Origin of the sequence: Lichenicoccus sp. (assembly GCF_965276875.1) — a bacterium.
Taxonomy (GTDB): domain Bacteria; phylum Pseudomonadota; class Alphaproteobacteria; order Acetobacterales; family Acetobacteraceae; genus Lichenicoccus.
The window spans coordinates 2,154,913-2,179,612 of sequence record NZ_OZ255701.1 but is presented as its reverse complement, the minus strand read 5'-3'; the positions used below and the strand labels follow the sequence as shown (position 1 = coordinate 2,179,612).

19 protein-coding genes are annotated in these 24,700 nt (G+C 67.4%); 14 read left to right on the top strand and 5 right to left on the bottom strand.

All coding sequences use genetic code 11. The features are described from left to right. Positions 1-2 precede the first annotated feature (2 nt). Entirely contained in the window at positions 3-89 is an 87-nt protein-coding gene (kdpF, locus tag ACQY4K_RS10525; protein ID WP_428396064.1) for a K(+)-transporting ATPase subunit F, read from the bottom strand. A gap of 224 nt (positions 90-313) precedes the next feature. Between kdpF and ACQY4K_RS10520 the strand changes: the two genes are divergently transcribed. From ACQY4K_RS10520 to ACQY4K_RS10505, 4 genes are all read left to right on the top strand, one after another. Beyond that, positions 314-2,956: an ATP-binding protein gene (locus ACQY4K_RS10520; protein ID WP_428395870.1), complete on the top strand. Its 2,643-nt coding sequence runs from the start codon at positions 314-316 to the stop codon at positions 2,954-2,956. Beyond that, positions 2,953-3,636 carry a response regulator gene (locus tag ACQY4K_RS10515; protein ID WP_428395868.1) on the top strand — a complete coding sequence of 228 codons (684 nt, stop codon included), beginning with the start codon at positions 2,953-2,955 and terminating at the stop codon, positions 3,634-3,636. Before ACQY4K_RS10520 ends, ACQY4K_RS10515 begins: the two co-directional genes overlap by 4 nt. Before the next feature lie 68 nt (positions 3,637-3,704). After that, entirely contained in the window at positions 3,705-6,734 is a 3,030-nt protein-coding gene (locus tag ACQY4K_RS10510) for a glycosyltransferase (protein WP_428395866.1), read from the top strand. A 92-nt stretch (positions 6,735-6,826) separates the two neighbouring features. Continuing rightward, entirely contained in the window at positions 6,827-7,462 is a 636-nt protein-coding gene (locus tag ACQY4K_RS10505; protein WP_428395864.1) for a DUF1345 domain-containing protein, read from the top strand. 61 nt (positions 7,463-7,523) lie between these two features. On the opposite strand, the gene ACQY4K_RS10500 is transcribed toward ACQY4K_RS10505, so the two are convergent. Continuing rightward, positions 7,524-8,225, bottom strand: coding sequence for a creatininase family protein (locus ACQY4K_RS10500; protein ID WP_428395862.1), 702 nt, complete (start codon positions 8,223-8,225; stop codon positions 7,524-7,526). Further along, positions 8,222-9,235 (bottom strand): GntR family transcriptional regulator, encoded by a 1,014-nt coding sequence (locus ACQY4K_RS10495; RefSeq protein ID WP_428395860.1) that lies wholly within the window; start codon positions 9,233-9,235, stop codon positions 8,222-8,224. The genes ACQY4K_RS10500 and ACQY4K_RS10495 overlap by 4 nt, the downstream gene beginning before the upstream one ends. A gap of 135 nt (positions 9,236-9,370) precedes the next feature. On the opposite strand from ACQY4K_RS10495, the gene ACQY4K_RS10490 reads away from it, so the two are divergent. From ACQY4K_RS10490 to ACQY4K_RS10445, 10 genes are read left to right on the top strand one after another with little or no spacing between them, the layout of a single operon-like run. After that, positions 9,371-10,957 (top strand): ABC transporter substrate-binding protein, encoded by a 1,587-nt coding sequence (locus ACQY4K_RS10490; RefSeq protein ID WP_428395858.1) that lies wholly within the window; start codon positions 9,371-9,373, stop codon positions 10,955-10,957. Next, on the top strand, positions 10,954-11,889 hold the full coding sequence (locus tag ACQY4K_RS10485; RefSeq protein ID WP_428395856.1) for an ABC transporter permease: 936 nt from the start codon (positions 10,954-10,956) through the stop codon (positions 11,887-11,889). Before ACQY4K_RS10490 ends, ACQY4K_RS10485 begins: the two co-directional genes overlap by 4 nt. A 10-nt stretch (positions 11,890-11,899) precedes the next feature. Next, positions 11,900-12,703 carry an ABC transporter permease gene (locus ACQY4K_RS10480; RefSeq protein WP_428395854.1) on the top strand — a complete coding sequence of 268 codons (804 nt, stop codon included), beginning with the start codon at positions 11,900-11,902 and terminating at the stop codon, positions 12,701-12,703. After that, positions 12,700-13,662 (top strand): ABC transporter ATP-binding protein, encoded by a 963-nt coding sequence (locus ACQY4K_RS10475; protein ID WP_428395852.1) that lies wholly within the window; start codon positions 12,700-12,702, stop codon positions 13,660-13,662. Before ACQY4K_RS10480 ends, ACQY4K_RS10475 begins: the two co-directional genes overlap by 4 nt. After that, positions 13,659-14,678: an oligopeptide/dipeptide ABC transporter ATP-binding protein gene (locus tag ACQY4K_RS10470; RefSeq protein WP_428395850.1), complete on the top strand. Its 1,020-nt coding sequence runs from the start codon at positions 13,659-13,661 to the stop codon at positions 14,676-14,678. The genes ACQY4K_RS10475 and ACQY4K_RS10470 overlap by 4 nt, the downstream gene beginning before the upstream one ends. After that, positions 14,665-16,179: a carboxypeptidase M32 gene (locus tag ACQY4K_RS10465; RefSeq protein ID WP_428395849.1), complete on the top strand. Its 1,515-nt coding sequence runs from the start codon at positions 14,665-14,667 to the stop codon at positions 16,177-16,179. The genes ACQY4K_RS10470 and ACQY4K_RS10465 overlap by 14 nt, the downstream gene beginning before the upstream one ends. Beyond that, positions 16,176-17,117, top strand: coding sequence for an isoaspartyl peptidase/L-asparaginase family protein (locus ACQY4K_RS10460; protein ID WP_428395847.1), 942 nt, complete (start codon positions 16,176-16,178; stop codon positions 17,115-17,117). Before ACQY4K_RS10465 ends, ACQY4K_RS10460 begins: the two co-directional genes overlap by 4 nt. Further along, positions 17,114-18,133 carry a ketopantoate reductase family protein gene (locus ACQY4K_RS10455; RefSeq protein ID WP_428395845.1) on the top strand — a complete coding sequence of 340 codons (1,020 nt, stop codon included), beginning with the start codon at positions 17,114-17,116 and terminating at the stop codon, positions 18,131-18,133. The genes ACQY4K_RS10460 and ACQY4K_RS10455 overlap by 4 nt, the downstream gene beginning before the upstream one ends. Continuing rightward, entirely contained in the window at positions 18,133-18,873 is a 741-nt protein-coding gene (locus ACQY4K_RS10450) for an SDR family NAD(P)-dependent oxidoreductase (protein WP_428395843.1), read from the top strand. The genes ACQY4K_RS10455 and ACQY4K_RS10450 overlap by 1 nt, the downstream gene beginning before the upstream one ends. Further along, positions 18,870-20,261, top strand: coding sequence for an APC family permease (locus tag ACQY4K_RS10445; protein WP_428395841.1), 1,392 nt, complete (start codon positions 18,870-18,872; stop codon positions 20,259-20,261). Before ACQY4K_RS10450 ends, ACQY4K_RS10445 begins: the two co-directional genes overlap by 4 nt. Here ACQY4K_RS10445 and ACQY4K_RS10440 read toward each other — a convergent pair. Next, a complete protein-coding gene (locus ACQY4K_RS10440; protein ID WP_428395839.1) occupies positions 20,231-21,808 on the bottom strand; it encodes a D-aminopeptidase in 1,578 nt (525 codons plus the stop codon). The two genes, ACQY4K_RS10445 and ACQY4K_RS10440, sit on opposite strands and share 31 nt — an antisense overlap. 10 nt (positions 21,809-21,818) lie before the next feature. Next, positions 21,819-24,581 carry a TonB-dependent receptor gene (locus ACQY4K_RS10435; protein ID WP_428395837.1) on the bottom strand — a complete coding sequence of 921 codons (2,763 nt, stop codon included), beginning with the start codon at positions 24,579-24,581 and terminating at the stop codon, positions 21,819-21,821. Positions 24,582-24,700: the final 119 nt, after the last annotated feature.

Sequence of the window (24,700 nt, the reverse complement as noted above, 5' to 3'; positions counted from 1 at the left end):
GGTCAGAAATCTTCCGGCCGCACCAGCGCCCAGACCAGATAGACAAGCAATGATATCGATACGATACCGCCGAGGATCAGGTCGAACATCCGTCAGACCTTTTCGCATGTGGGAACGTAGGCGAACAGAACGGCGAAGATCGCCAGGCCCACGATGATCGCAATGATGTCCGCCAATGCCGCACCCTATGGCCACGTGTCTTGCAACAGACGCACCGTCGGCCGGAACCGCATAAAGATTCCATGTGGAATTTGCTCCGGCGCCCGGAACATGGTCCGTCGCCGGCAGCGGCGGAGTGCGCTAACCTTGGTCGATGCCGGCCGCAAACCTCCGCGAGGATGACCGTCCCGACCCCGACACGCTGCTCGCGCGCACGGCGGAGCCGTCGGCCGGGCGTCTGAAGGTGTTCCTGGGCGCCGCACCCGGTGTCGGCAAGACCTACGAGATGCTGGCGCAGGCCCGTCGTCGCCGTACCGACGGCATCGACGTGCTGGCCGGCATCATTGAGACGCACGGACGTACTGAGACGCAGGACCAGGTGGGTGACCTGCCGGTGCTGCCGCGTCGGCGGGTGTCGTATCGCGGCCATTCCCTGGAGGAGTTCGATGTCGATGCGGCGCTGGCGGCGCGTCCGGCGCTGCTGCTGATCGACGAGCTTGCCCATACCAACGCGCCTGGCAGCCGGCATGCAAAGCGCTGGGAGGACGTGGCCGAGCTGCTCGCCGCCGGGATCACCATCTGGGCCACGCTCAACGTCCAGCACCTCGAAAGCCTCAACGACGATGTCGCCCGGATCACCGGCATCCGCCCGGCGGAGACGCTGCCCGATCGCGTTCTGGAGCTAGCCGACGAGATCGAGATGGTGGATCTGCCGCCGACCGAGCTGCTGGAGCGTCTGCATGACGGCAGGATCTATCGCGCCGATACCGCGCGACGGGCCGCGGCCGGCTTCTTCAAGGAGGGCAATCTCGCGGCCCTGCGTGAGATCGCGCTGCGACGGACAGCGGCGCATGTCGATGGCGATGTGCGGCAATGGCGCCAGCGATCCGGCGCCATCGGTCCATGGCCGGCGTCGGAGCGGGTGCTGGCGCTGGTCGGCTCCGATGCCTCGGCCGAGGCGGTCGTCCGGCACGCCAAGCGCCTGGCCGATGCGTTGCGGGCGCCCTGGTCGGCGCTGCATATCGAGCGCGCCGGCAGCGGCGTCGGCAGCGGGCTCACGGCGCGTGGCCCATTGGCCTTGGCTCTGGCCTTAGGGGCCCAGATCGAGCAACGACCGCCCGAAAGCGGCGACCTGGTCGCTGCCCTGACGGCGGTGGCGAGCCGGCAGAACGCCACCCACCTGGTGATCGGACGCGGCCGTCCGCCGCTATGGCGACGGCTCGCCGGACGCACGCTGGGCGCGCAACTGATGCGACGTGCGCCGGATTTCGCGCTGCATGTCGTGCCCACCCCGGACGCGGTTGCGCGTCGCCCGGTGCGTAGCACCCGGCACGGGTCCTGGCGGCCGTTGTTGCTGGCGGCCCTGCTGATCGCGGTCGTGACCGGCATCGGCATCCTGCTGGCGGACGTGCTGCCGGGCGAGGCGATGGGCATGGTGTATCTCGCCGCTGTCACCGCGGCGGCGGCTCTCGGCGGCCTGCAGCCGGCGATGCTGGCGGCGGGATTGGGCTTTCTTGCCTGGGATTTCTTCTTCATCGCACCCCTGCATACCGTCATCATCGACAGCCCACGCGATGTCGTGGCGTTGCTGGTGTTCGCCGTCGTGGCGTTGCTGAGCGGCGGGCTCGCGGGACGGGTGCGCGCCGAGGCGAGAGCGGCGGCGGCACGGGTTGAGGGACTGCGCCGCATCGGGACGTTCAGCCGCAGCCTCGGCGTGCCGGCGACGGAGCCTGACCTGCTGGCCGAAATTCGCCAGCAGGCGGCGGCCCTCGGCGGCCGTGCGGTGGTGCTCACCGGCAGCGCCGATACGCTGGCAGCGCAGGAGCCGCCGGATCTTGACGAAGGCGCCTGGGCGGCGGCGCGTTGGGCTGTGCTGCACGGCGAGCCGACCGGGCGCGGCACCAACACCCTGCCCGGCGCCGGCTGGCGCTTCCTGCCGATGCGCACCGTGCGTGGCACGCTGGGGGTGCTCGGCCTCCAGTCCGCGCGCGACCTCGACGAGCCGCTATCGCAGGCGATGGAGGCGCTGGTCGATCAGGCGGCGGTCGCGCTCGAGCGGGTCAGGCTGGCCACCGAGGTCGCCCAGGCGGCAGCGTTGGAGAGCACCCAGCGCCTGCGCACCGCACTGCTCGCGTCACTCGGGCATGATCTGCGCACGCCGCTCGCTGCCATCCAGGGGGCGGCCGGCACGTTGCGCAGCGCCTGGGACCGCCTCGACGACGCGACCCGCGCCGACCTGCTGTCGAGTATCGAGGAGGATGTCGGGCGGATGGCGCGATTCCTTGCCAATATCGCCGAACTGACCCGGCTGGAGAGTGGGGAGGTGCGGCCGCGGCTTGAAGCAACCCCGGTGGCAGTGGTGATCGATGCAGCCCTCGCCCGATTGCCGCAGGCGTTGCTGGTGCAGGTCCAGGTGCCGGACGGATTGCACGCGACCGCCGATTCGGCCCTGCTGGAGCAGGTGCTGTTCAACGTGCTGGACAATGCGATGAAGTATGCCCCTGCGGGCGGGCTGCTGCGGGTTCGTGCCATGCTGGACGGCGCCCGCGTGGTCATCGAAGTCGAGGACGAGGGCGTCGGTATCGCGGCACCCGACTTGGCGCACGTGTTCGACAGCTTCTTCAGGGTGCATCGCCGCGACCGCATGCCGCTCTCCGCCGGCACCGGCCTGGGTCTTGCCATCGCCCGCGGCTTGGTCGAGGCGATGGGTGGCCAAATCGAGGCGGCGAGTCCGCGTCCGCACCGGGCCGCCGACGCCGCCCCCGGCACCGTAGTGACGATCCGGCTCCCCGCATGAGTGGCGCGCTGATCCTGGTGGTGGACGACGAGCCGCAGATCCATCGCTTCCTGCGCCCGGCGCTTGAAGCCGCGGGCTACAGCGTGGCGCGCGCGGACACCGCCGCCGAAGGCTTGCGGCTTGCCGCGAGCCGCTCCCCCGACGCGGTGCTGCTCGACCTCGGCCTGCCCGACCTCGACGGCCAGGAGGCGCTCGGCCGCTTACGCGCCTTCAGCGCCGTGCCGGTGCTGATGCTTACCGCGCGCGACCGCGAGGCCGACAAGATCGCGGCCCTGGACGCCGGCGCCGACGACTATGTGGAAAAGCCGTTCGCGGTGGGCGAACTGCTCGCCCGCATCCGCGCGGCGCTGCGGCACGGCAGAAGCCAGGCCGGGGTGCCGGAGGTGCTGGCGGTGCCCGGGTTCGAGATCAACTTCGCCCGCAGGCAGGCGCGTGCCGGCGACGCAGCCCTGGCGCTCAGCCCGCGCGAGTGGAGCCTGCTTGAACTGCTCGCACGCAATGCCGGCCGCGTGCTGACCCATCGCCAGTTGCTCACCGCGGTCTGGGGGCCTGCGCATACCGACGACGTGCAGTATCTGCGCGTCTATGTGGCGCAGCTGCGTGCCAAGCTCGGCCCGGCGGCGCGGCTGCTGCGGACCGAAGCCGGGGTCGGCTACCGACTCGAAGTTACGACACCATAACAACGTAGTGCTGGTATTATTGCGGAGCCGGTATATGTTGCCTCGGTTCGGATGAGCGAGGCGAGCATATGGGGTCGGTGATTCCGCTGGACGGCAGGGTCGGGCGCGCGGCTCCCGCGCGCGCGCCGGTCTGGTCTGTCTTCGATGGTGAATGGTATCTGCGTCGCTATCCGGCGGCGGTCGATCAGATGCAGGCAATCGGCATCGCCGACGCCGAACAGTTCTATCGCGAGCATGGCGCCCGCTTCGGCCACTCGCCAAACATGTTCTTCGACGAGCAATGGTATCTGGCCGAAAACCCCGATGTGGCGGCCGCCGTGGTCGCCGGCGCGTTTGCCAGCGGGTTCGCGCATTATTGCGACGACGGCTACAAGCAGCGCGCGCCGCACTGGTTGTTCTCGGAAAAATTCTATCTCACATCCTATCCTGACATCACCCGGAGCGTGCTGGACCGCAACGGCCTGGTCAACGGCTATGACCATTATCTGACCCTGGGCGACCGCGAGTTCCGCTGCGGCCACTGGCTGTTCGATGCGATGCTCTACCGCAACAACAAGCCTGCGCACGACAAATTCGGTCCGGACCGCGGTGGCTCGTTCGCGCAGTTCCTGGCTGGCGACTACATTACAGGCAATGCCGTCCGGGTCTCATGGTACTTTGATCCTGACTGGTATCTCCAGCGCTACCCCGACGTCGCGAACGCGATCAAGGCGGGCGAGTGGAGCTGCGCGCTGCAGCATTTCCTGTGCAATGACAGCCCGCAGGCATTCGAGCCGCTGGAATGGTTCTCCGAGACCTATTACGGCGCCACCTATCCGGACGTACTTGAGGGCATCACGGCCGGACGGTTTCGTAGCTGTTACGAGCACTTCGTCATGTATGGCGCGGTCGAGCGGCGCCGGCCGCATCCCGATATCGACCTGCTACATTATTATCTCAGCGGCCGCGTGCAGGCGGACCTCGAAGGCGGCGCCTTTCGCGACGCGTTCGCGCATTGGCTGTCGCGCCTGACCTCGGGCGCGCTCGGCCGCGTCGTCGAGCCGATCGCGGAGGCTCAGTCCAAGCAGCTGTTCGCACGCGCAGCCGAGAACATGCTGCCGCAGCTCGCGCGCCGGGGGCTCGACTTCAGCGTCGAAGGCATCCCCGAGCTCAGCGTCATCATTGTGCTGCACAACCAGTTCGCGCTGACCATGATGGCGCTGGCCTCGCTGCGCGCCAATTTCACCGGAAGCCTGGAGCTGATCCTCGTTGATTCCGGTTCGTACGACGAAACGCGCCATATCGAGCGGTTCGTCACCGGCGCCAAGCTGCTCCGCTTTGCCTACAATGCCGGCTTTGTGCAGGCCTGCAACGCCGCCCTTGCTTTGGTCAGCGCGCCGGCGATGCTCTATCTCAACAACGATTTGCTGGTCGGCATCGATGCCTGCAAGCGGGCTTTAGCGCGTCTGTTCAGTGCGGCCGACATCGGCGCCGTCGGCGGCAAGCTGATCCGCACCAATGGCGCGCTGCAGGAGGCGGGCTCCATCATCTGGCGCGACGGCACCACCTTCGGCTATCTGCGCGACACCGACCCGAATGCGCCGGAGGCCAATTTCGTGCGCGAGGTGGATTACTGCTCGGGCGCGTTCCTGATGCTGCGCAGCGACATCGTGCGCGCACTCGGCGGCTTCGACGACGACTACCGCCCCGCCTATTACGAGGAGGCCGACCTGTGCGTCCGCTTACGCAAGCGCGGCCTGAAGGTGATGTACGATCCCGACGTGGTGGTGCAGCATTTTGAATATGGCTCAGCCGACGCCACCGCCTCGCAGCGGCTGATGACCCGCAACCATCGCATTTTCATCTCCAAGCATCTGGACTATTTGCGCTACCAGCACCCGCCGGGACCGCGCAATGCGGTGCATGCGCGCTCGCCGCGTGCGCTGGGACGACCCTCCGGCGCCTTGCGCATCCTGTTCGTCGAGGACCGCATCCCGTTGCGCAACCTGGGTGCGGGCTATGTCCGCTCGAACGACATCATCCACAGCATGGCCGAGCTGGGGCACCTGGTCAGCGTCTTTCCGATCTACAAGGCCAGCGCCAGCCCGATCGAAATCTTCCGCGACATGCCCGAGACCGTGGAGGTGCTCTACGACCGCGGCATGGAGCAGCTCGCCGCCTTGATCGAGGAGCGGTCGGGCTATTACGACGTCGTCTGGATCGGGCGCACCCACAATCTCGATCGTCTGCTGCCGATCCTGGGTGCGAACGCCGCCGCCCTGCCGTCGCACGGCTTCGTGCTCGACACCGAGGCGGTCGCAGCCCCGCGCACCGCCGAGCAGAACCGCGTGCTCGGCCGGCCGCAGCCCGAGAGCCTGGACGCGGCGCTGAAGCGCGAGCTCGCCTGCGCCTATTTCTGCCAGAAGATCATCGCCGTGAACGACGCCGACGCCGCGCTGATCCGTCAGGCTGGCCACAGCAACGTCGCGGTCCTCGGCCACGTCAAGGACATCCAGCCGACTCCCGCGACCTGGAGCCAGCGACGCGACCTGTTGTTCCTCGGCGCCATCCACGATCCCGGTCTGCCCAATCACGACAGTCTGGAATGGTTCATCGAACAGGTGTTGCCGCTGCTCGATGGCAGGCTGCCGGCGGAGGCGCGCTTCACCGTCGCGGGCTTCGTGCGACGCGGCGTCGATCTGTCGGCACTCGGCAACCATCCGCGCGTCGACCTGATCGGCGCCGTCGACGACCTCAGCGCCCTCTACGACCGCCACCGCGTGTTCGTCGCCCCCACCCGCTTCGCCGGCGGCATCCCGTTCAAGGTGCATGAGGCCGCCAGCTACGGTCTGCCGGTGGTCGCCTCCGAGCTGCTCTGCCGGCAGGTCGGCTGGACGCACGGCGCCGACATCCTGGCCGCCAGCATCGAGGATCCGCAGGCCTTCGCCGACGCTGTCGTCACCCTCTATGAGGAACAGGAGACCTGGACCATGATCCGCCGCGGCGCGCTGCGCAGGCTCGAACGCGAAAACAACCGCGAGGCCTACGCCGAGACCCTGCGCGGGATCCTTGGGGGCACCGATCCGCGGGCCGCAGCGAGGTCGGAGGCGGCTTCATAACGGCTGGTGCACCGACCCGCGGCCATCATGCCGAGGTTGGCAGCAGCTGCTGTCCCGCCTATGACCCGCCTGCCCCAATCCGGCAAGGCACCATGCTGCAAACCCTCCGTCATCTGCGCCATCGACCCGCTCTGCTGGTCGGCCTCATTGTCGGCATCCTGGCCGCCGCCACGGCATCGCTGTCGCTGCGGGCCACGACGGCCGTGCTGATCGGTTGGGACCTCGGGGTCGTCGCTTACGCTGTAACGTTCCTGGTCGTGATTCGGCACGCCACCCCAAGCAGCATCCAGCGCATCTCCGCTCTGCTCGACGAGGGCCGCTGGGGGATGCTGGCCGCAACCATTGTCGCAGCCTTGGCATCGCTCGGCGCCATCGTCGTCGAGCTCGCCCAAGTGCACGGCAAACCGCACGCCGGCTGGATCGAGGGGCTGGCCGGAGTCACGGTGGTGCTGTCGTGGTTTTTCATCCACATGATCTTCACCACCCATTACGCGCACGAGTTCTGGCGCAGCGGCAGCGGCCTGAGCTTCCCTGGCAACGATCGCCCGACCTACTCGGAATTCCTGTATTTCTCGTTTTGTATCGCGGTGGCAAGCCAGGTGAGCGACGTGTCCACCCGGTCCGCGTCCATGCGCCAGCTGGTGCTTGCGCACTCGATGGTGGCCTACTTGTTCAACACGGCCGTAATCGCCCTCGGCGTGAACATCGCCGCCTCCCTGGCCGGCTGACTAGGGCCGATAAGCGGGCAAATATATCCGATCAGGTGACTCCACCTGATCGGATATTGCCCTAGTCCAGAAGCCCTTCGATGATGGCGCGGGTCTCCTCGACGGCGACCGACCAGATCGCCAGCATCTCGTTGTCGGACCTCTGATACAGACCGCCGAAATTGCCGTCGCCCAGATAGTCGCGCGTCCGTTCGGGTGTCATGGCCCGCATGCGCCCGATATCGACCGGCGGCTTGGCGGATGTGGGCGGCGTGGCCCCGGCCAGACGGGTCCAGGGAAAGTTCTCCATCCAGGAGGCGTGCGAGGCCACCGAGTCCACCGCCTGCACCGCCTCCCAGGTACGCGGTGCGTTCCACCAATTGTGGAACTGGACCGTGCAACCCGGATTGGCGGCCTGCCACTCGGCGGCGACGACCTGTCCGGGCTGGTTGCCGCCATGCCCGTTGACGAACAGGAACCGCCTGAAACCCTGCCGCGACAGGCTGTCGAGGATATCGCACAACAGCCGCGCATAGGTTTCGACGCGCAACGAGACCGTGCCTGGATAGCCGAGGAAGTATGGCGTGATGCCGTAGGGCAGCACCGGAAAGACCGGCACCCCGAGCGGTTCCGCCGCTTGCGTTGCCACGCGTTCGGCGAGGATGGAGTCAGTCGCGAGACTCAGGAAAGCATGCTGCTCGGTGCAGCCGAGCGGAATGATCGCCCGCGTCTCGTGGGCAAGCACCGCATCAAGTTGCGGCCAATTCGTCTCTGTGATCTTCATGGCATGTCTTCCTTGGATTCCCGGCTGTCGTCCCCGTACAGCGGCCCGATCAGGCGATGCACGTCGCCGGCATCGGGTGTGTGCCGGTATTCGATGGCGGCGACGCCATCGGGCACCACCAGGCCGAGATCGTCGGCGCCGGTCGCGAACACCACCACGTCAACGCGGTGCAGCATCAAGGCGAACTCGGGGCTACCGTAAAGAGCGATCGAAACCGCCGAGACATGCGGCGCGAACCGCCGCACGCCGGCCTTCATCAGCGGCGTGAACTCGGGAAAGATCGACACCAGGCCGACGCGGGCGCGCGGATCGAGGGCCGCCAGGGCCTGACGCGTCGCGGCCGCCGGGATGAACGTCACGGCGGCGACCGCGGTGTTCGGCAACAAAGCCATGACGTCGTGGCGCCGGTGGGCGAAGGTGATGACCAGATCGGCGCGCGCGGCGCGTTGTCGCGCGTGCGCGTCCTCCTCGATGGTCCCCAGGGTTGCGGGCTCGATGGTCACGGCATCGCCGACAACCTGCGCCATCTCGGTGCAGTAGGCCGCTGTCGCCGAGACGAAATGGCCGACCACGACGACGCGTGGCTTGTCGCACGGCTCGGCCATGCGTGCGGCGAGCAGGCCGGCGAGATCGCTGGTGCGCAGGCCGAGCACGCGGCCCTGCTGGATTACGGCGTCGAGGGCCCGGTGCAGGGCAAAGCCATGCGGCGCCGGCCGCCGCCTGCGGGCGAAGGCGATTTCGGCGACGAAGCTGCCCGAGCCCGCCTTGGTGACGATCAAGCCGGCCGCCTTGAGATCGGCATAGACCTGGGCCACGGTCATCGGCGCCACGCCAAGATGATCGGCCATCTCGCGCACCGACGGCAGCCTGTCGCCTGCACGCAACGAGCCGAGCCCGACACCGAACTCGATCAACCCGCGCAATTGGGTGCCGAGCGGCACCGGCAGGTCGCGATCGACGGAGAACGCGGCGAGGTCGGCGGACACGCTGGTGTTAAACCGCTCTAACATAGTGATACGATCATAGGCTGGCAGCCGCGCCGAGGCTACCGGCTTTCGTCGGAAAGCCGCGAAACAGGTTGACCATACGAGAACCGGCTCAATACTGTTCTAATTAGCTGGAACACTGAGCCAGGAGGAGCGGAATTGAGCCCACGACCCGCTGTTCTGGCACTCTTCGTCCTGCTCGCCGCTTGCGGACAGGCCGACGCAACAGGCCCCCTGCCGAGCCGTGGCGGCGTCCTGCGCTATGGCCGCTACCTCGACAGCCGGCTGCTCGATCCGGTGTTCAACGACGCCAACGCCGACATCTGGATCCTGTCCAGCCTCTACGACACGCTGCTGCTCCCCTCCGACAATGGCAGCGGCGTCGAACCGGGGCTCGCCGCCGCCTGGCGGGTGGCGCCGGATGGGCTCTCGGTTATGCTCTGGCTGCGCCAGGGGATCAGGTTCTCGGATGGGACGCCGATTGCCGCACACGACGTGAAATGGTCGCTCGATCGCGCACGGAACCCCAATAATGGCATCTGGAATTTCCTGCTTGGCGCAATCGGTGACGTCCAGATCATCGATGAGACAACATTGGTGCTGCATCTGCGCCATCCGGACCCGTCCATCCTCGCGGCGCTGAGCGTGTTCAACAGCGCGATCCTGCCGGAGCGGCAGTTCCGCGCGGCACTTGGCGCCACCGACGCTGAAAAGGCCGTATCCTTCCAGCAGCACCCGGTGGGTTCCGGACCGTTCGTCCTGCAATCCTGGGTGCATGGCTCAAGCATGCGCCTGCGACGCAACCCGTTCTATTGGCAGCGCGGCGCCGACGGAAAGCCGCTGCCCTATCTGGACGCCATCGATTTCCAGGTCATTCCGGACGACGCCACCCGTATCCTGAAAGTGCAGTCCGGTGAACTCGACGGCGCCGAGCTGATCCCGTTCTCTCGCGTCGCGGAACTGCGCGCCGATCCGCGCCTGCGGGTCAAATTGTTTCCCTCCACCCGGGTCAACTACGTCATCCTGAACGTGCGACCGACGCTGCGAGGTGGTGCCAGAAATCCCATGGCATCGGCCAAGGTGCGCGAGGCGCTGAACGACGCGGTGTACCGGCGCGGCCTGATCCAGATCGTCACTCGCGGTATCGGCACCGAAATGACCTCGTACATGTCGCAGGCCACGCCGCTGCATGTCGATGTGCTGGGGGCCGCGCGCTACGATCCGGCGCGCGCGAGACGCCTGCTTGGCGAGGCCGGCTACGCGCACGGGTTCAAGGCCGAATTGCTGATTCTCGCCGGCAGCGAGGACGAGATCGAGATCGGCACGGCTTTGCAGCAGATGTGGTCCGAGGTCGGCGTTACGGTGCATCTGCGGCAACTCGACGGCGGAACGCTGACCGACCTGTATCGCGCCGGCGCGTTCGCGATGCGGCTGAGCTCCTGGACCGACGACATCGCCGACCCGGACGAGATCACCTCCTACTTCGTCTACGCGCCGACCAACGGCGCGCAGCATACCGGCTGGCACGATGCGGTCGCGGAACAGCTCTATCTCGCCTCCGGCGTCGAGCTCGATTCCGCACGACGGGCGGCGGATTATGGGCACATCCAGGCGCTGTTCGAGCGCGGTCCGATCGTGCGCCTGTTCGAAACCCCGTATGCGGTGGTGCTCCGTCGCCGCGTCATGGGTTTCCGCCAGTTGCCGCTGGGCAACAACATCTTTACCGATACGTGGCTGGCACGATGAACGCCACCCGGGTCGCTCGGCGCGTGTTGCAGACGATCCCGACGCTGTTCGCCATCGTCGTCGTCACGTTCCTGATCGTGCGGCTGCTGCCGGGCGATCCCGCCAGCGCGATGATCGGCGACCGCGTCACCGATGCCGAGGTGGCGCGGGAGAATGCGCGGCTCGGGCTGGACCGGCCGCTCGTGGTGCAGTTCGGCGCCTATGTCGCGGGTCTGGCCCGGGGCGATTTGGGACGATCCACGAGTCTCGGCGTGCCGGTAACGCAGTTGCTCGCGGCGCGCCTGCCGGTCACGTTGCTGCTGACCGCGATGGCGTCGCTGATCGCGGTCGCGGTTTCGGTGCCGCTGGCGCTGCTCGCGGCGCTTAATCGCGGCGGGCTGCTGGACATGTCGATCAGGGGCGCCTTTCAGGTCGGGCTGTCGATGCCGGCCTTCTATATCGGCATCCTGATGCTGACGTGGCTGGCGGCACGGCTGCGGCTGTTCCCGGTCGGCGGCTACGGCAGTGGGGCGGCCGGGCATGTCGTGCATCTGCTGCTGCCGGCATTGTCGCTGGCGCTCAGCCTGTCCGCCGTGCTGATGCGCAATCTTCGCGCCGCCATCTGCGAGGTGCTGGACAGCCCGCATGTCGAGTTCGCGCGTCTGAAGGGGTTGGAGCCGGCACTGGTGCTGCGGCGGCACGTGCTGCGCAACGCCCTGGTGTCGACGGTGACCTTGTTCGGGTTGAGCGCCGGCTCGCTGCTCGGCGGCGCCGTCGTCACCGAGACGGTGTTCGCCATTCCCGGCGTCGGCACCCTGATGATCGACAGCGTGTTCGCGCGCGACTACCCGGTGATCGAGGCGCTGACCCTGGTGCTGGCGGCACTGGTGGTACTCACCCTGCTTGTCACCGATCTGATCCAGGCGGCACTCGATCCCAGGGCCGAGACATGAGGGCCGAAACATGAGGGCGCCAGCCTCGCTGTTGGCCGGCCTGGCGATCCTGGCACTCAGCGCCGGGCTCGCCGCGGTCCCGCAGTGGGTGGCGCCGAGCAGTCCGCGCAGCTTCGACTATGCCAACCTGCTGCATGCGCCGAGTGCCGCACATCCGCTCGGCACCGACGAGTTCGGCCGCGACATGCTGTCCCGGGTGATCTGGGGCTACGGCGTGGACATGCAGATCGCGCTGTTCGCGACCGTCCCGGCTTTGCTTGTCGGCACCATCGTGGGCGCGCTGGCGGGCTATTTCGGCGGCCTCTTGGAGAGCCTGCTACTGCAACTGGTCGGCGTTGTCATCGCGTTCCCGTTCCTGGTGCTGGTGATCGCCATCGTCACCGTGTTGGGGCCGGGCCTGACCAACATGTATGTGGCGACGGCGCTGGTCGGCTGGGTGTTCTATGCCCGGCTGATGCTCGCGGAGATGAAGATCCAAAGCCGCCTGGACTATGCGTCGGCGGCGCGCGCGATGGGCTACGGACAGGCGCGGATCATCTTCCGCCACCTGGTGCCGAATGCGGCGGGCGCGGTGCTGGTGTTCTGGATGACCGACATGGCGCTGTCGATCCTGCTCGGCTCCAGCCTGGGTTATCTCGGGCTCGGCGCGCAGCCGCCGGTCGCCGAATGGGGCGCGCTGATCGCAAGCGGCAAGAACTACATCACCACGGCCTGGTGGATGACGCTGTTTCCGGGCATCGCCATTGTCCTGACCGGCCTCGCCTTCAGCCTCACTGGCGATGGACTGGGCATTCTGCTGGGCGTGCGCCGATGACGCCGCAACTCGAGCTGCGCGATGTCTCGGTCGCCTTTGGTGCGGCGCGCGCGGTCGATGGTGTCAGCCTGTCGCTGTATCGCGGCGAAATCCTCGGCGTGGTCGGTGAAAGCGGGTCCGGCAAGAGCCAGATGCTGCGCGCCATCATGCGCCAGCCGCCGCGCGAGGCCCGTCTCGGTGGCGCGGTGCTCTGGCAGGGGCAGGATCTCATGGCGCTTGGCGAGCGGGCGATGCGCGGCGTGCGCGGACGCGAGATCGCGCTGATCACCCAGGACGCCTCAACCGCGCTGAACCGCGTCCTGCCCATCGGCACGCAGATCGTCGAAAGCCTGGCCGCGCATACGACGCTCGACCGCGCCGGGCGACGCGCGCGCGCCATCGCGCTGCTCGACCTCGTCGGCATCGCCAATGCGGCAGACCGTCTCGGCGACCACCCGCATTTGTTCTCCGGCGGCATGCTGCAACGGGTGATGATCGCCATCGCCCTGGCCTCCGAGCCCGGGCTGCTGCTCGCCGACGAGCCGACCACCGCGCTCGACGTCACCATACAGGAGGAGATCCTGCGTCTGCTGCTGTCGTTGCGCGACCGGCTCGGCATGAGCATCGTCCTGGTCACGCACGATCTCGGCGTGATCGCGCGGCTCTGCGAGCGCGTCGTTGTGATGTATTCCGGTCGCATCGTGGAGAGCGGCACGGTGGCGACATTGTTCGCGGGTCCGCGCCATCCCTATACGCGCGGCCTGCTCGCCTCGGTGCCCGGCGGCGGCAGCCCGCGCGCCATGCTCAGCGCGATCGAAGGCACGACACCCGCCATCGCCGACCGGCCGGCCGGCTGCGCGTTCCATCCGCGCTGCGCCGCCGCACAACCGCCTTGCACGGCGAGCGTGCCGCGCTTGCAACCGGCGCGCCCCAATCACGAAGTTGCCTGCCTGCGCCAGGCGGAGCTGGTCGAGGCTTGAGCGAGACCGGCACGCTGCTGCGGGCCGAGGGCGTCTCGAAGCAATTCGGCCGGCGCCGCTCGCTGCTTGATGTTGCCCGGGGCCGCGCGCCGCCGGTGACGCAGGCCCTGCTGGGGGTCAATCTCGCGGTCGCCGCGGGCGAGGCGTTCAGCATCGTCGGCGAATCAGGCTCCGGCAAGTCGACGCTGGCCCGCTGCCTCACCGCCTTGCATGCCTGCGACGGCGGGCGCGTGCTGTATCGCGGCCGCGATCTCGCCGGCCTGCGCGGTGCAGAGCGACGGGCGTTCCACCGCAAGGTGCAGATGGTGTTCCAGAACCCGCTCAGCGCGCTCAATCCGCGCATGACGGTGGCGCAGACGCTCGGCGAGGCGCTCAGGGTGCACCGGATCTGTGACGCGGCGGGGGTGCCGGCGGAGATGGCGCGGTTGCTCGATCTGGTTCGGCTGCCACGGGCGGCCCTGCATCGTCGGCCGCACCAGTTTTCGGGCGGGCAGTTGCAACGCATCGCGCTGGCGCGGGCCCTTTCCGTGCGGCCGGAGATCATCGTCGCGGACGAGGTGGTCTCGGCACTTGACGTCTCGGTGCAGGCGCAGATCGTCAATCTGCTGATCACCCTGCAAGCGCGGCTTGGTCTGGCGATCGTCTTCATCGCGCACGACCTGCGGCTGGTGCGCCATGTCTCGCATCGTGTCGCGGTGATGTATCGCGGCACGCTGGTCGAGATGGCGACCGCCGAGGCGCTGTTCGCGGAGCCGCTGCATCCGTATACGCGACTGCTGATCGGCTCCGCCCCGACCCTGGATCCGCGCCACCGTCTCGGCCAGGAACCGCATGTGGCGGCGGCGGCCAAGCCGATCCCCTCCGAGCCATCGGGCTGCGTGTTCAGGCAGCACTGCCCAAGGGTTCAGCCCTGCTGCGCCGAGGCGCCGAGCCTGCGCCTGGTCGCACCCGGCCGCTTTGCTGCCTGCCACCTCGTTGACCAGACCAGCCAGGAGACACCCCATGCCGGACGTTGAACTTGCCAGCGAAGCAGCACAGCTCTGCGATCTGCTTTGCACGATGAACCTGCTGGCCTGGGATGCGCGCACGCACATGCCACCCGGCGGCAACACGGCGCGCGGTCATCAGGTCGCGACCCTCACCGCCCTGGCGCGCGACTGCGCCGTCGGGCCGCGCATGCGCGATGCCATCGCATTGGCCCGCGACCGCTCCGATGCCATGGATCCGGACGAACGCGCCTGTCTCGCGGCGTTTGCGGATCAGGTCGAGACCCTGCGCCGTATTCCCGAGGCGCTGCTGGTCGAGATGGCGAGCCTGAAGACGACGTCGGCGGTTGCCTGGATCGCCGCGCGAAAGGCGAACGACTTTTCGCTGTTCTCGCCATTGCTGGGCCGCATCTTTGTCCTGCAGCGCGAGCTGGCCGAGGCGATCGGTTACGCGGAGCACCCGTATGACGCGTTGCTCGGCCAATATGAGCCCGGAATGACGCTGACCCGGCTGCAGCCGCTGTTCGCGACACTGCGTGAGGGCATCGCCCTGTTGCTGCAGCGCCTGCACGACGTTGCGTTTCCGGACGTCCTGCGCCAGCCCTATGCGATCGAGGGGCAGCGCCGCTTTGCGGCACAAATCGCGGCCAGGCTGGGCTACGATTTCGCCCGCGGGCGCGTCGACGACACCATCCATCCGTTCGAGATTTCAATGACCCGCGACGACGTTAGGATCACGTCGCGATTCAGGGAGGATTTCCCGCAAGGCGGCCTGTTCGCGCTGTGGCATGAGGCGGGGCACGGCATCTACGAGCAAAACGTGTCCGAACGCTGGACGCGCGGCATCGGTGCGATCGACCTTATCAACCTCTATGCCGCGGGCGGCAGCAGCTTCGGCCTGCACGAATCACAATCCAGGCTTTACGAGAACCGGATCGGTCGGTCGCGCCAATTCTGGGAGCTGCATTACGGTGCGCTGCGCGACATCTTTCCCGAGCAGCTCGCGGGAGTCACGGTGGATGCGTTCTGGCGCAGCGTCAATGCGCCGCGGCGCGGGCTGATCCGCGTCGAGGCGGACGAGCTGACCTATGACACGCACATCATGCTGCGGGTCGAGCTGGAAGCGGCGCTGATGACGGGTGCCTTCGCCGTCGAGGATTTGCCGGCGCTATGGAACGAGCGCATGGCGCAAGACTTTGGGCTGGCGGTGCCCGATCTCGCGCACGGCGTGCTGCAGGACGTGCACTGGTCCTCGGGTCATGTCGGCTCGTTTGCGACCTACACGCTCGGCAACATCATGTCCTCGCAGTTCTTCGCCGCCGCCGCCCGCGCGCCGGGAGTCTCCGATGGGCTGCAAGAGGGACGCTACGAGCCGCTGACCGGCTGGCTCCGGCAGCACGTGCACCAACACGGCAGAAGCCGCCAGCGAGACCGCATCCTGCATGACGCGACCGGCAGCGGCCTCGATCCCGCACCCTACCTCGCCGATCTGCGCGCCAAGACCGAGGCGCTGCTGGAGGTCGTACCGTGACGGACACCCAGCACCCCATCGCGATCGGGCTGCATGGCGGCTGCGGCGTGATGGCCCAGGCCGATCTACCGGAGGCCGAATGGACGGCGGCGCGCGCGGACATCGCGGTCGCGCTGCGCGCAGGGTGGGATCTGCTCTGTCGCGGAGCGAGCGCTGTCGATGCGGTCGAGGCCTGCGTCGTGGTGCTGGAGGACTCGCCGCATTTCAACGCCGGCCATGGCGCGGCACTCAACCGCGACGGGGTGCATGAGCTCGACGCCGCGATCATGGATGGTGCGAGCGCAGCGGCCGGCGCGGTGTGCGCCGCCCAGGCCATTCGCAACCCGGTGCGCGCGGCCCGGGCGCTGATGCGGCAAGGTGTGCCGATGATGCTGGCCGGCCCGGCGGCGGACCGCTTTGCCGCATCCGTCGGGCTGGCCCTTGAAGGCCAGGAGTATTTTACCACCCCGCGCCGGCTCGCCGCACTGCGGACGATGCGCGAGCGACGCGCCGCCGGCACCGCATCCGGCGCGACCGAGGCGGAGAAGCACGGCACCGTCGGTGCGGTGGCGTTGGATCAGGACGGGCACCTCGCCGCCGCCACCTCGACCGGCGGCTATACCGACAAGCCCGAGGGGCGGATCGGCGACAGCCCGGTGATCGGTGCCGGAACCTATGCGCGCGACGGCGTGTGCGCGGTGTCCTGCACCGGGCAGGGGGAGTTCTTCATCCGCCAGGTCGCGGCGCACGAGATCGGCGCGCGGATGCGTTATCTGGGCGAAAACCTCGACACCGCGACGCGCACCATGATCGAGACCGAACTGGCGCCGCACGGTATCGGCGCCGGCCTGATCGCCATCGACCGGTATGGCCGCATCGCAGCCCCCTTCAACACCGAGGGCATGTTCCGCGGCTGGATGCTGCCGGACGGCACGATGTTCGTCGCGACGCACCGGTGAGCGAGCTCCTGATCTGGGGCGCCGGCGCCGTTGACGGTACGATCGGCGCCTCTCTGGTCCGCGCCGGCCAGGACGTGCTGCTGGTCGATGCCGACGCCGAGCATGTCGCGGCGATGCGGGGCCGCGGGCTGGCGATCGAGGGTCCGATCGAGCGGTTCACCGTCCCGGTGCGCGTGGCGCTGCCCGAAGAGGTGTCGGGCCGCTTTGATCGCATCCTGCTCTGCGTCAAGGCGCACCACACCGAGGCGGCGACCCGCGCCTTGCTGCCGCATCTGGCGGAGTCCGGATACGTCGCCTCCTTGCAGAACGGGCTGAACGAACCGCTGATCGGCGGCATCGTCGGCATGCACCGGGTCATCGGCGCGTTCATCAATTTCGGTGCCGATATGATCGCGCCGGGGCGCATCCTGTATGGCGGACGCGGCGCATGCGTCCTGGGCGAACTCGACGGCCGGCCAAGCGCGCGGCTCGACGGTCTGCACGCACGGCTGCTGTGCTTCGAGCCGGCGGCGACCGTGACCGATGACATCTTCGGCTACCTCTGGGGCAAGCTCGGCTATGGCGCTCTGCTGTTCGCCACCGCCGTCACCAATGAGTCGATCGCCGACGTGCTGGAGGCACCCGAGTATCGGGCGATTCTGGTGGCGCTGGCGCGCGAGGTGATTGCCGTCAGCCTGGCCAGGGGTGTGCGGCCGCGCGGCTTCAATGGCTTTGATCCGGCGGCGTTCGCGCCGGGTGGCGACGATGCGGCGATCGCGGCATCGTTCAACACCATGGTGTCGCATAATCGCCGCTCGGCGAAATCCCATAGCGGCATCTGGCGCGACCTCGCAATCCGCAAGCGCCGCACCGAGGTGGATGCCCAGCTCGATCCCGTGGTCGAGACGGGGGTGCCCGTTGCGGCACCGCTCACGCGGCGCCTGATCACGATGATCCACCAGATCGAAGACGGAGCCCGGCTCCTGGATCGCGCCAACCTCTTGGCTCTCGCCCACAGCTTGCCGGAGAGCATCTGATGCGGATCGGGTTCGAAGGACGCCGTGCGCTGGTTACCGGCGCCGGCCACGGTATCGGGCGCGGCATCGCGCAGGCGTTCGCGCGGCTGGGGGCGATGACGCTCGCGGTCGATATCAACGAGGCGGGTCTTAAAGAGACCGCCAGCGGTGCCGCGTTGCAAACCGCGATCGTGAATGTCACCGACGCTTCGGCAATTCAAAACGCCATCGATGCGTTCGGCCCCTTCGACATCCTCGTGCATAGCGCCGGCGGCGTCTGCGGGCAGCAGGGGAAGCCCGCGGAGACGGTCAGTGCGGCGGAGTGGCAGTCCATTCTGGCCGTCAACCTGACCGGCGCCTTTCTGATGGCCCAGGCGGTAATCCCCGGCATGAAGGCGGCGGGGCATGGTCGTATCGTCACCATCTCCAGCGGCGCCGGACTCGGCATCAGCCTGACCGGGATACAGGCCTATGCCGCGGCCAAGGCGGGCGAGATCGGCCTGACCCGGCAACTCGCCCATGAACTTGGCCGCTTCGGCATCACGGTGAACAGCGTGGCCCCTGGTTTCGTCCGTTCCAATCCGGCGACGGAGCGCCAGTGGGACGATTTTGGGCCGCAGGGGCAGCGGCGCCTGCTTGAGGCGATCGCGATGCGCAGGCTCGGAACAATCGAGGATATCGTCCATGCCGTGCTGTTCCTGGCCAGCGACCTGGCCGGCTGGATCAACGGCCAGACGCTCAGCGTGGATGGCGGCAAATGATACCGGCGGCCGATGAACCCGTCCTCAAGCGCGAGATGACCAGTGTCGGCGGGCTGCTGATCACCCTGGCGGGCCTGTCGCCGGGTATTGGCGTCTTCATCGTCGGTTCGGATGTCCTGCATCAGGTCGGCAGCGGCGTCATCCTGTGCTTTACCGCCGCGATCGTGCTCGGTATCGCCATGGCATCGGTCTATGCCGAGCTGGGCTCTGCCTTCCCGCATACCGGCGGCGAGTACACCATCGCCGGAAGGGTGCTCGGGGTCCCGGCGGGTTTCGCCATGCTGGCCATCAATCTCGGTGGTCTGTGCTTCGCGCTGCCGCTGTCCGGCCTTGGCATGGCCGACTATCTCCGCGTCATCGTGCCTGGTCTGCCGGTGGTGCCGACCGCGCTGGCGGCGGTGGCCGTGGTGACGCTGATCGCCGTGCTCAGCGTCAGGCTGAACGCCGTGTTCACCGGCACGCTGCTGGCCGCCGAGATCGCCGCCCTTGCCGTGACCGCGCTGCTCGGTCTGCTGCACGCGCATGGCGATCTCGCGCGCAACCTGTTGCATCCAATGATGGCGGACGGCACGGGCGGCGTGCGCGCCGTGCCCGCGGCGGCACTCGGGGTCGCTGCGGCCAGCGGGATTTACGCCTTTAACGGCTATGGCTCCGTCGTGCTGTTCGGCGAGGAGTTACGAGACGCCCGCCGCAGCGTCGCCGCCGTGGTGTACTGGTCCCTCGCCATCGCCGCGGTTGCCGAAATGCTGCCCTTGCTCGGCATCGTCGTGGGTAGCCCCGACCTGGCGCGGCTGGCCGCGTCCGCGACACCGGTGCCGGATTTCATTCGCGCCAGCGGGGGTCCGACCATCGCGCGCCTGATCAGCCTTTGCGTCGCCGCCGCCATCTTCAACGCCATGATTGCCGTCGCCCTGGCCGGTGGCCGCCAGCTCTATGCCAGCGCACGGGACGGCAGCTGGCCGGCGGCGATCAACCGGCGGTTGGCGCGCGTGCATCCGACTTTCCATTCCCCGCACGTCGCGACGTTGACCGTCGGCGCGGGTGCGCTGGCCTGCTGCTTTGTCCCGCTGAATGTGCTGGTCGTCATTCTCGCGAACGGCAATGTCGCGACCTACGCCACGCTCTGCGTCGCGGTGATGATCGGACGACGCAACAACAGCACGGCACAGACGCACGCGCGGATGAAGCTGTTCCCGCTGCCGCCGCTGCTGGCGTTGCTCGCACTTGCCGGCGTGCTGTGGGCGGACATGCTGGACCCGGCGGCAGGACTGCCGGGCCTGCTGGTGACGGTTGCCATGCTGTGCGCCGGCGTCGGCTATTATCTGCTGGTGGTGCGCCGAAGGAACATCTGGCGCCACTACGCGCCGGCGGAGGAGCCGAGGCGCTGATAGGGCAGCCGGCGGGCCAGCAGGCAGCCGACCTCGACCTTGCTCACCGTGCCTGTCCCGTCACGCTGGAAGGCCAGTGTCCAGTCGCCGGGCGGTGTGTGGTCGAGGGCCCGAGGGCAAGGCATGGTCCAGAGATCGGGACCGACCGCCTCCAGCAGTTCCATGCGCCCCTGGCCAAGCGGGCCGGAGCAGCCGCCATAGAGCAGGCCACCGGCATCGGCGATGGTCAGCTCGGATTCCAGCTCGTCGCAGCGGTAGCGACCGGCAACGTCGAGCGCCGCCGTCCCGCGGCACGGGCGCAAGCGGGAACTCTGGTTCTCATCCGGGCGGTCCATACGCAGGCCGTCATCCTCCGGCCTTAGGCTTACGCTATCGCCGCGCGCCGATCCGTCCGGCTGCAAATCGAGATGCTCCGCCGGGTGATTGTAGCGCAGACGCAGCCCGGCTCCCGGCATGACGTCAATGCGGACGGCGAGCCCCGTTTCCGGCTCGACATAGCCGCCGAGCCAGTGCGGATCGGGGCCGGCGGCGGCGGGAGGCGGACGTTCCTCCCCCAGTACGGCCGCGAGCAAATCCGTCGCCGCTTCGTGCGCGGCCGAGAGATGGTTGAACATGACGATCACGGAGATGCGCTCGGAGGGCACAAACATGCGGTGGCTGCGCCAGCCACGAAGCGCGCCGCCGTGAGCATTGACCGCCCGGCCCAGCACGTTTCGACGACCCAGGCCGAAGCCATAGGCGGCCTGGTTCCCGTCGTCGAACTGCACCGGTGCACAGAGGCGGCTGTAGAGCGCATCCGGGTCGTCGCGTGTCGCATCGATGTGGCGCTCCCAGGCGATCATGTCGTCGAGGCTGGCGCCAAGCCCGGCGTCGCCGGTCCAGAGGATGCGGTTCTCCGCCGCCCGGAAGCCTCCTTCGTACGTCCCCTCATAGCCCTCTGTGCCGTCCGGCATCGCGCGCGTGTCGGCGGCCAGGAACGCAGTGTCCATGCCGAGCCGGTCGAAAATGCCGGCGCGCAGCAGCTCCGCGAAGCAGCACCCGGTGCACTCCTGGAGGATGTCCGAAAGGATACGGAAGTTCTGGTTGGCGTAGGCATAGCGGCTGCCTGGCGTGAACTGCACTGTTTGGGTGCCGGCGATGATCCGGACGGCGTCGCTGTCGCCGAACGCGGACTCCGCCGGCGCACCCTGCAACATCGCCACCGCCCAGTAGTCGCGCAGGCCGGACTGGTTGTGGCACAGATGCAGGGTGCTGGGTGCGGACTGCTCCAGCCGCGGCAAATGCCGACGCACGTCACTGTCCAGCACCGAAGGGTCTGGGAACAGGTCCAGCAGCACGCCGCAGGTGAACTGCTTGGTAATGGAGCACATCCGAAACAGCGTCCGCGGCGTAAACGCGATGCGCCGCTCGGCGTTCGCCCAACCCCAGGCGTGGCGAACCAGGACCTCGCCTTCACGCAACACGGCGATTGCGCCGCCCGGCCCCGGGTAGGCGCGTGGCACGTTGTGCAGAACGCGATCCAGCCGGCCGGAGAGGGTTTGCGTCATGCCGTCGTGCTCAGAAGTGGGCGGTGGCGGTGAAGGTGATCGCGAACGGCTCGCCGGGCAGACCGTCGGCGAATTGCGGGGTGCAGCCCTCGCCGCTGATCTGCTGCCCCTTGAACGGACCGCTTTTGAACACGCCGCAGGCGGTCGGGGTGACCTGACGATAATAGTACTGGAAATATTGGTTGTTGAACAGGTTGAGCACGTTGAGGTCGAAGCTGATCGTCTTGAGTGGCCCGACGTGCTGCACCGGAAGCCTGTAGTTGGCGTCGAGGTTGAAGATTACGAAGGGATTGATGCCGCCATTGGGATCGTAGACCGCCTGACCGGCGAGCGCTTCGTAGTAGCCGTAGCTGCCGGGCAGCGCCGTGACGCCGGGGAGTGGGCCGATATTCTCGTAGCCGCTCAGATAATACGAGGTCTGCTGCTTGCCGGTATATTGGCCCTCGAAGCGCACGTTGAGCGCATCACCGGCAAGGGCCAGATCGTGATGGTTGTAGTCGACGCCAAAGGTCGACAGCCAGTCCGGTATGCCGGTGATCGGCTTGCCGCGCAGCGCGATGCCGAACTGCTCCTCCTGGACGCTGGTGAAGGCAAGGGTCGTTGCGAGGTACTTGGCCAGCGTGTGCGAGACGTTGGCGAACAGTTGCCAATGCGTGTTCACCTGCCACGTGGCCGCGGCCTCCACGCCCTTGAACTCGCGCTGCCCGTCATTGGTGTAGAGCGAGTCGCCGGTCAGCGGGCCGGACTGGTAGGTGAAGAACCCGAAATCGCGATCGACCTTCTGGTAGAAGTAGTCGGCGGAGAGCACCAGGTTGGACACGTTGTACTTCACGCCGCCTTCGTACATGTGCACGATCGAGGCGCTGGGCGGTGCTCCCAGCAGGTTCGGCGAAAAGTCGGACACCGGCGCGAACAAAGCGGATTCGCCGTAGCTGGCATAGAGCGAAACGCCCTTCGCCGCCGGCAGGACGCGGTCGAGATCGTAGCTGACGTTGAAGAACGGCAACAGGTCACGATCCCATTTGGATTGTTGGAAGCTGCCGAACTTGCACGGATTGCCGGCCTGGCAGTACGGGCTGGCGAGCGCGCTGGCCGAGGGCGTGCCGCCGAAGACATTGCCGCCGACATAGCTGGAAGACGTTCCCTCCAGCGTTCCGCCCGGCGTCAGATGCAGCGTATTGTGCAGCAGGTCGATCTTGTCCTGCAAATAGCCTTGATAGATGGTCCGTTGCACGCCGCCGTCCGCGGCATCGCCGCTCGAATAGATGGTGAGGTTGGCCGCGGTCCGCGGTGGCGTCGACGTGCCGCCGAACCAATAGGGTGGGTTCGGCTGCGTTTCCTTGGCGGCCAGGCCGCCGACCTTGATGGTGTTGGCGACGCCGAAATACTCCGGCAGCGTGATGGTGGCACGCGGTTGGATGCCGTAGGTGTCGTTATGGATCGTGCTGGCGAGCGCATTGTAGCCGCAGGGACTTGCCTGACCGACGCCGGCCCATGCGGCCGCGACGCTGGCCGGACACGCGCCGGTCCCAGGGGAATACGCGGCAGCCCCGTCATAGGTGTAGACAGGCGGCTGATAATAGATGCTGCCAGGGCCGTAATCGCCCTGCTGGCCGAAGCCCGCGGGCGTCTGATTGAACGGCGAGGCACCCCCGACAGTGACCGATCCAGGAACCCCCGGCGTGGAAAAGATGCTCGGGTTGCCGTAGTTCATGGTTGTCGAGTCGGAATTGAGATAGAACGTGCTCAACCCGACATTCAGGTAGTCATTGATGTAGGTGTCGTCGCGCAGCAGGATCGTCAGGAAGTCGTTCTGCTCCCTGGAGAACTCCTGATCGGGCGAGTAGTTGCTGTAGAGACCGTTCTGGTTCAGATATGGGATCGGCACCGGCTCGGGGGTAATCAGCCCGTTGGCCGTATTGTAGATGATCGTAGCCTGCAGCTTCGACAGGCCGCCATCGTATGGCTTGTCGAGAGCGAAAAATACGTTGTTGTATTTCGCGGGCGTATAATCAATGAAGCCGTTGGTTTGCAGATTGGAATATTTCAGTATCATTCTGAGCGCGTTGTCGCCGGTGCCGAGAGGGCTGTCGATGGCACCCGAGTTGAGCTCGATGCCTTCGTTATAGGTTCCAAACGAACCGATCGATCCGGTGACGTCGATATAGGGCTTCGGCGAGGGGCGCAGCGATGCGTAGGCGATCGTGCCGCCGATGGTGCCGAACGTGTTCTTGTCCGGATAGGCCACACCCGGATAGATCGAAACCCCGCTGATCTGTTCGAGACTGAAGCGCCCGCCGATGATGTTTTGCAGGAAGGCGCCGCTGCCGCCGTAAAGCAGATCCTGCATCGGCACGTCGTCGAGCGTCTGCGCCGTTTCCAGCCCGCGCGTGCCGCGGATCGACAGCACCGGCTCGTTGTTGCCGATGCCCTGCTGATAGACATACACGGACGGTGCCGCGCGCAGCAATGTCGCCACACTTCCCTGCACGCCGGTCTGCGCGATCTGGGATGTCCCGAGTTCGGTCACGGCACTCGGCGAGTCCTTTTCTCTCAGCAACCGGCGCTGTGCCCGGACAACGATGCTTTCGGTGGTGGCCGGGCGCGGCGCGGTGTTCGGGGTGGATTTCCGGGCCACCTGCACGGCTGCCTCCGATGCGACCGTGGTGCCAGGCGGCGCAAGCTGAGCCAGGGCCGCGGATGTCGCCAGCAACGCTGTGACGGTTACTGATCCGGCAAGGGTGCCACGCAACACGGAGTATGCGCCCGTCATCTTGAGCTGCCCCTTCTGGAATCGCCGGCGTCGAGCCAGGCACCGCGCTTGAACCGACCGGACCGTGCCTCTGATTAAGCTGGCGGCTGTTCGCCGAGGCGATAGAGAAAACCTTGCCT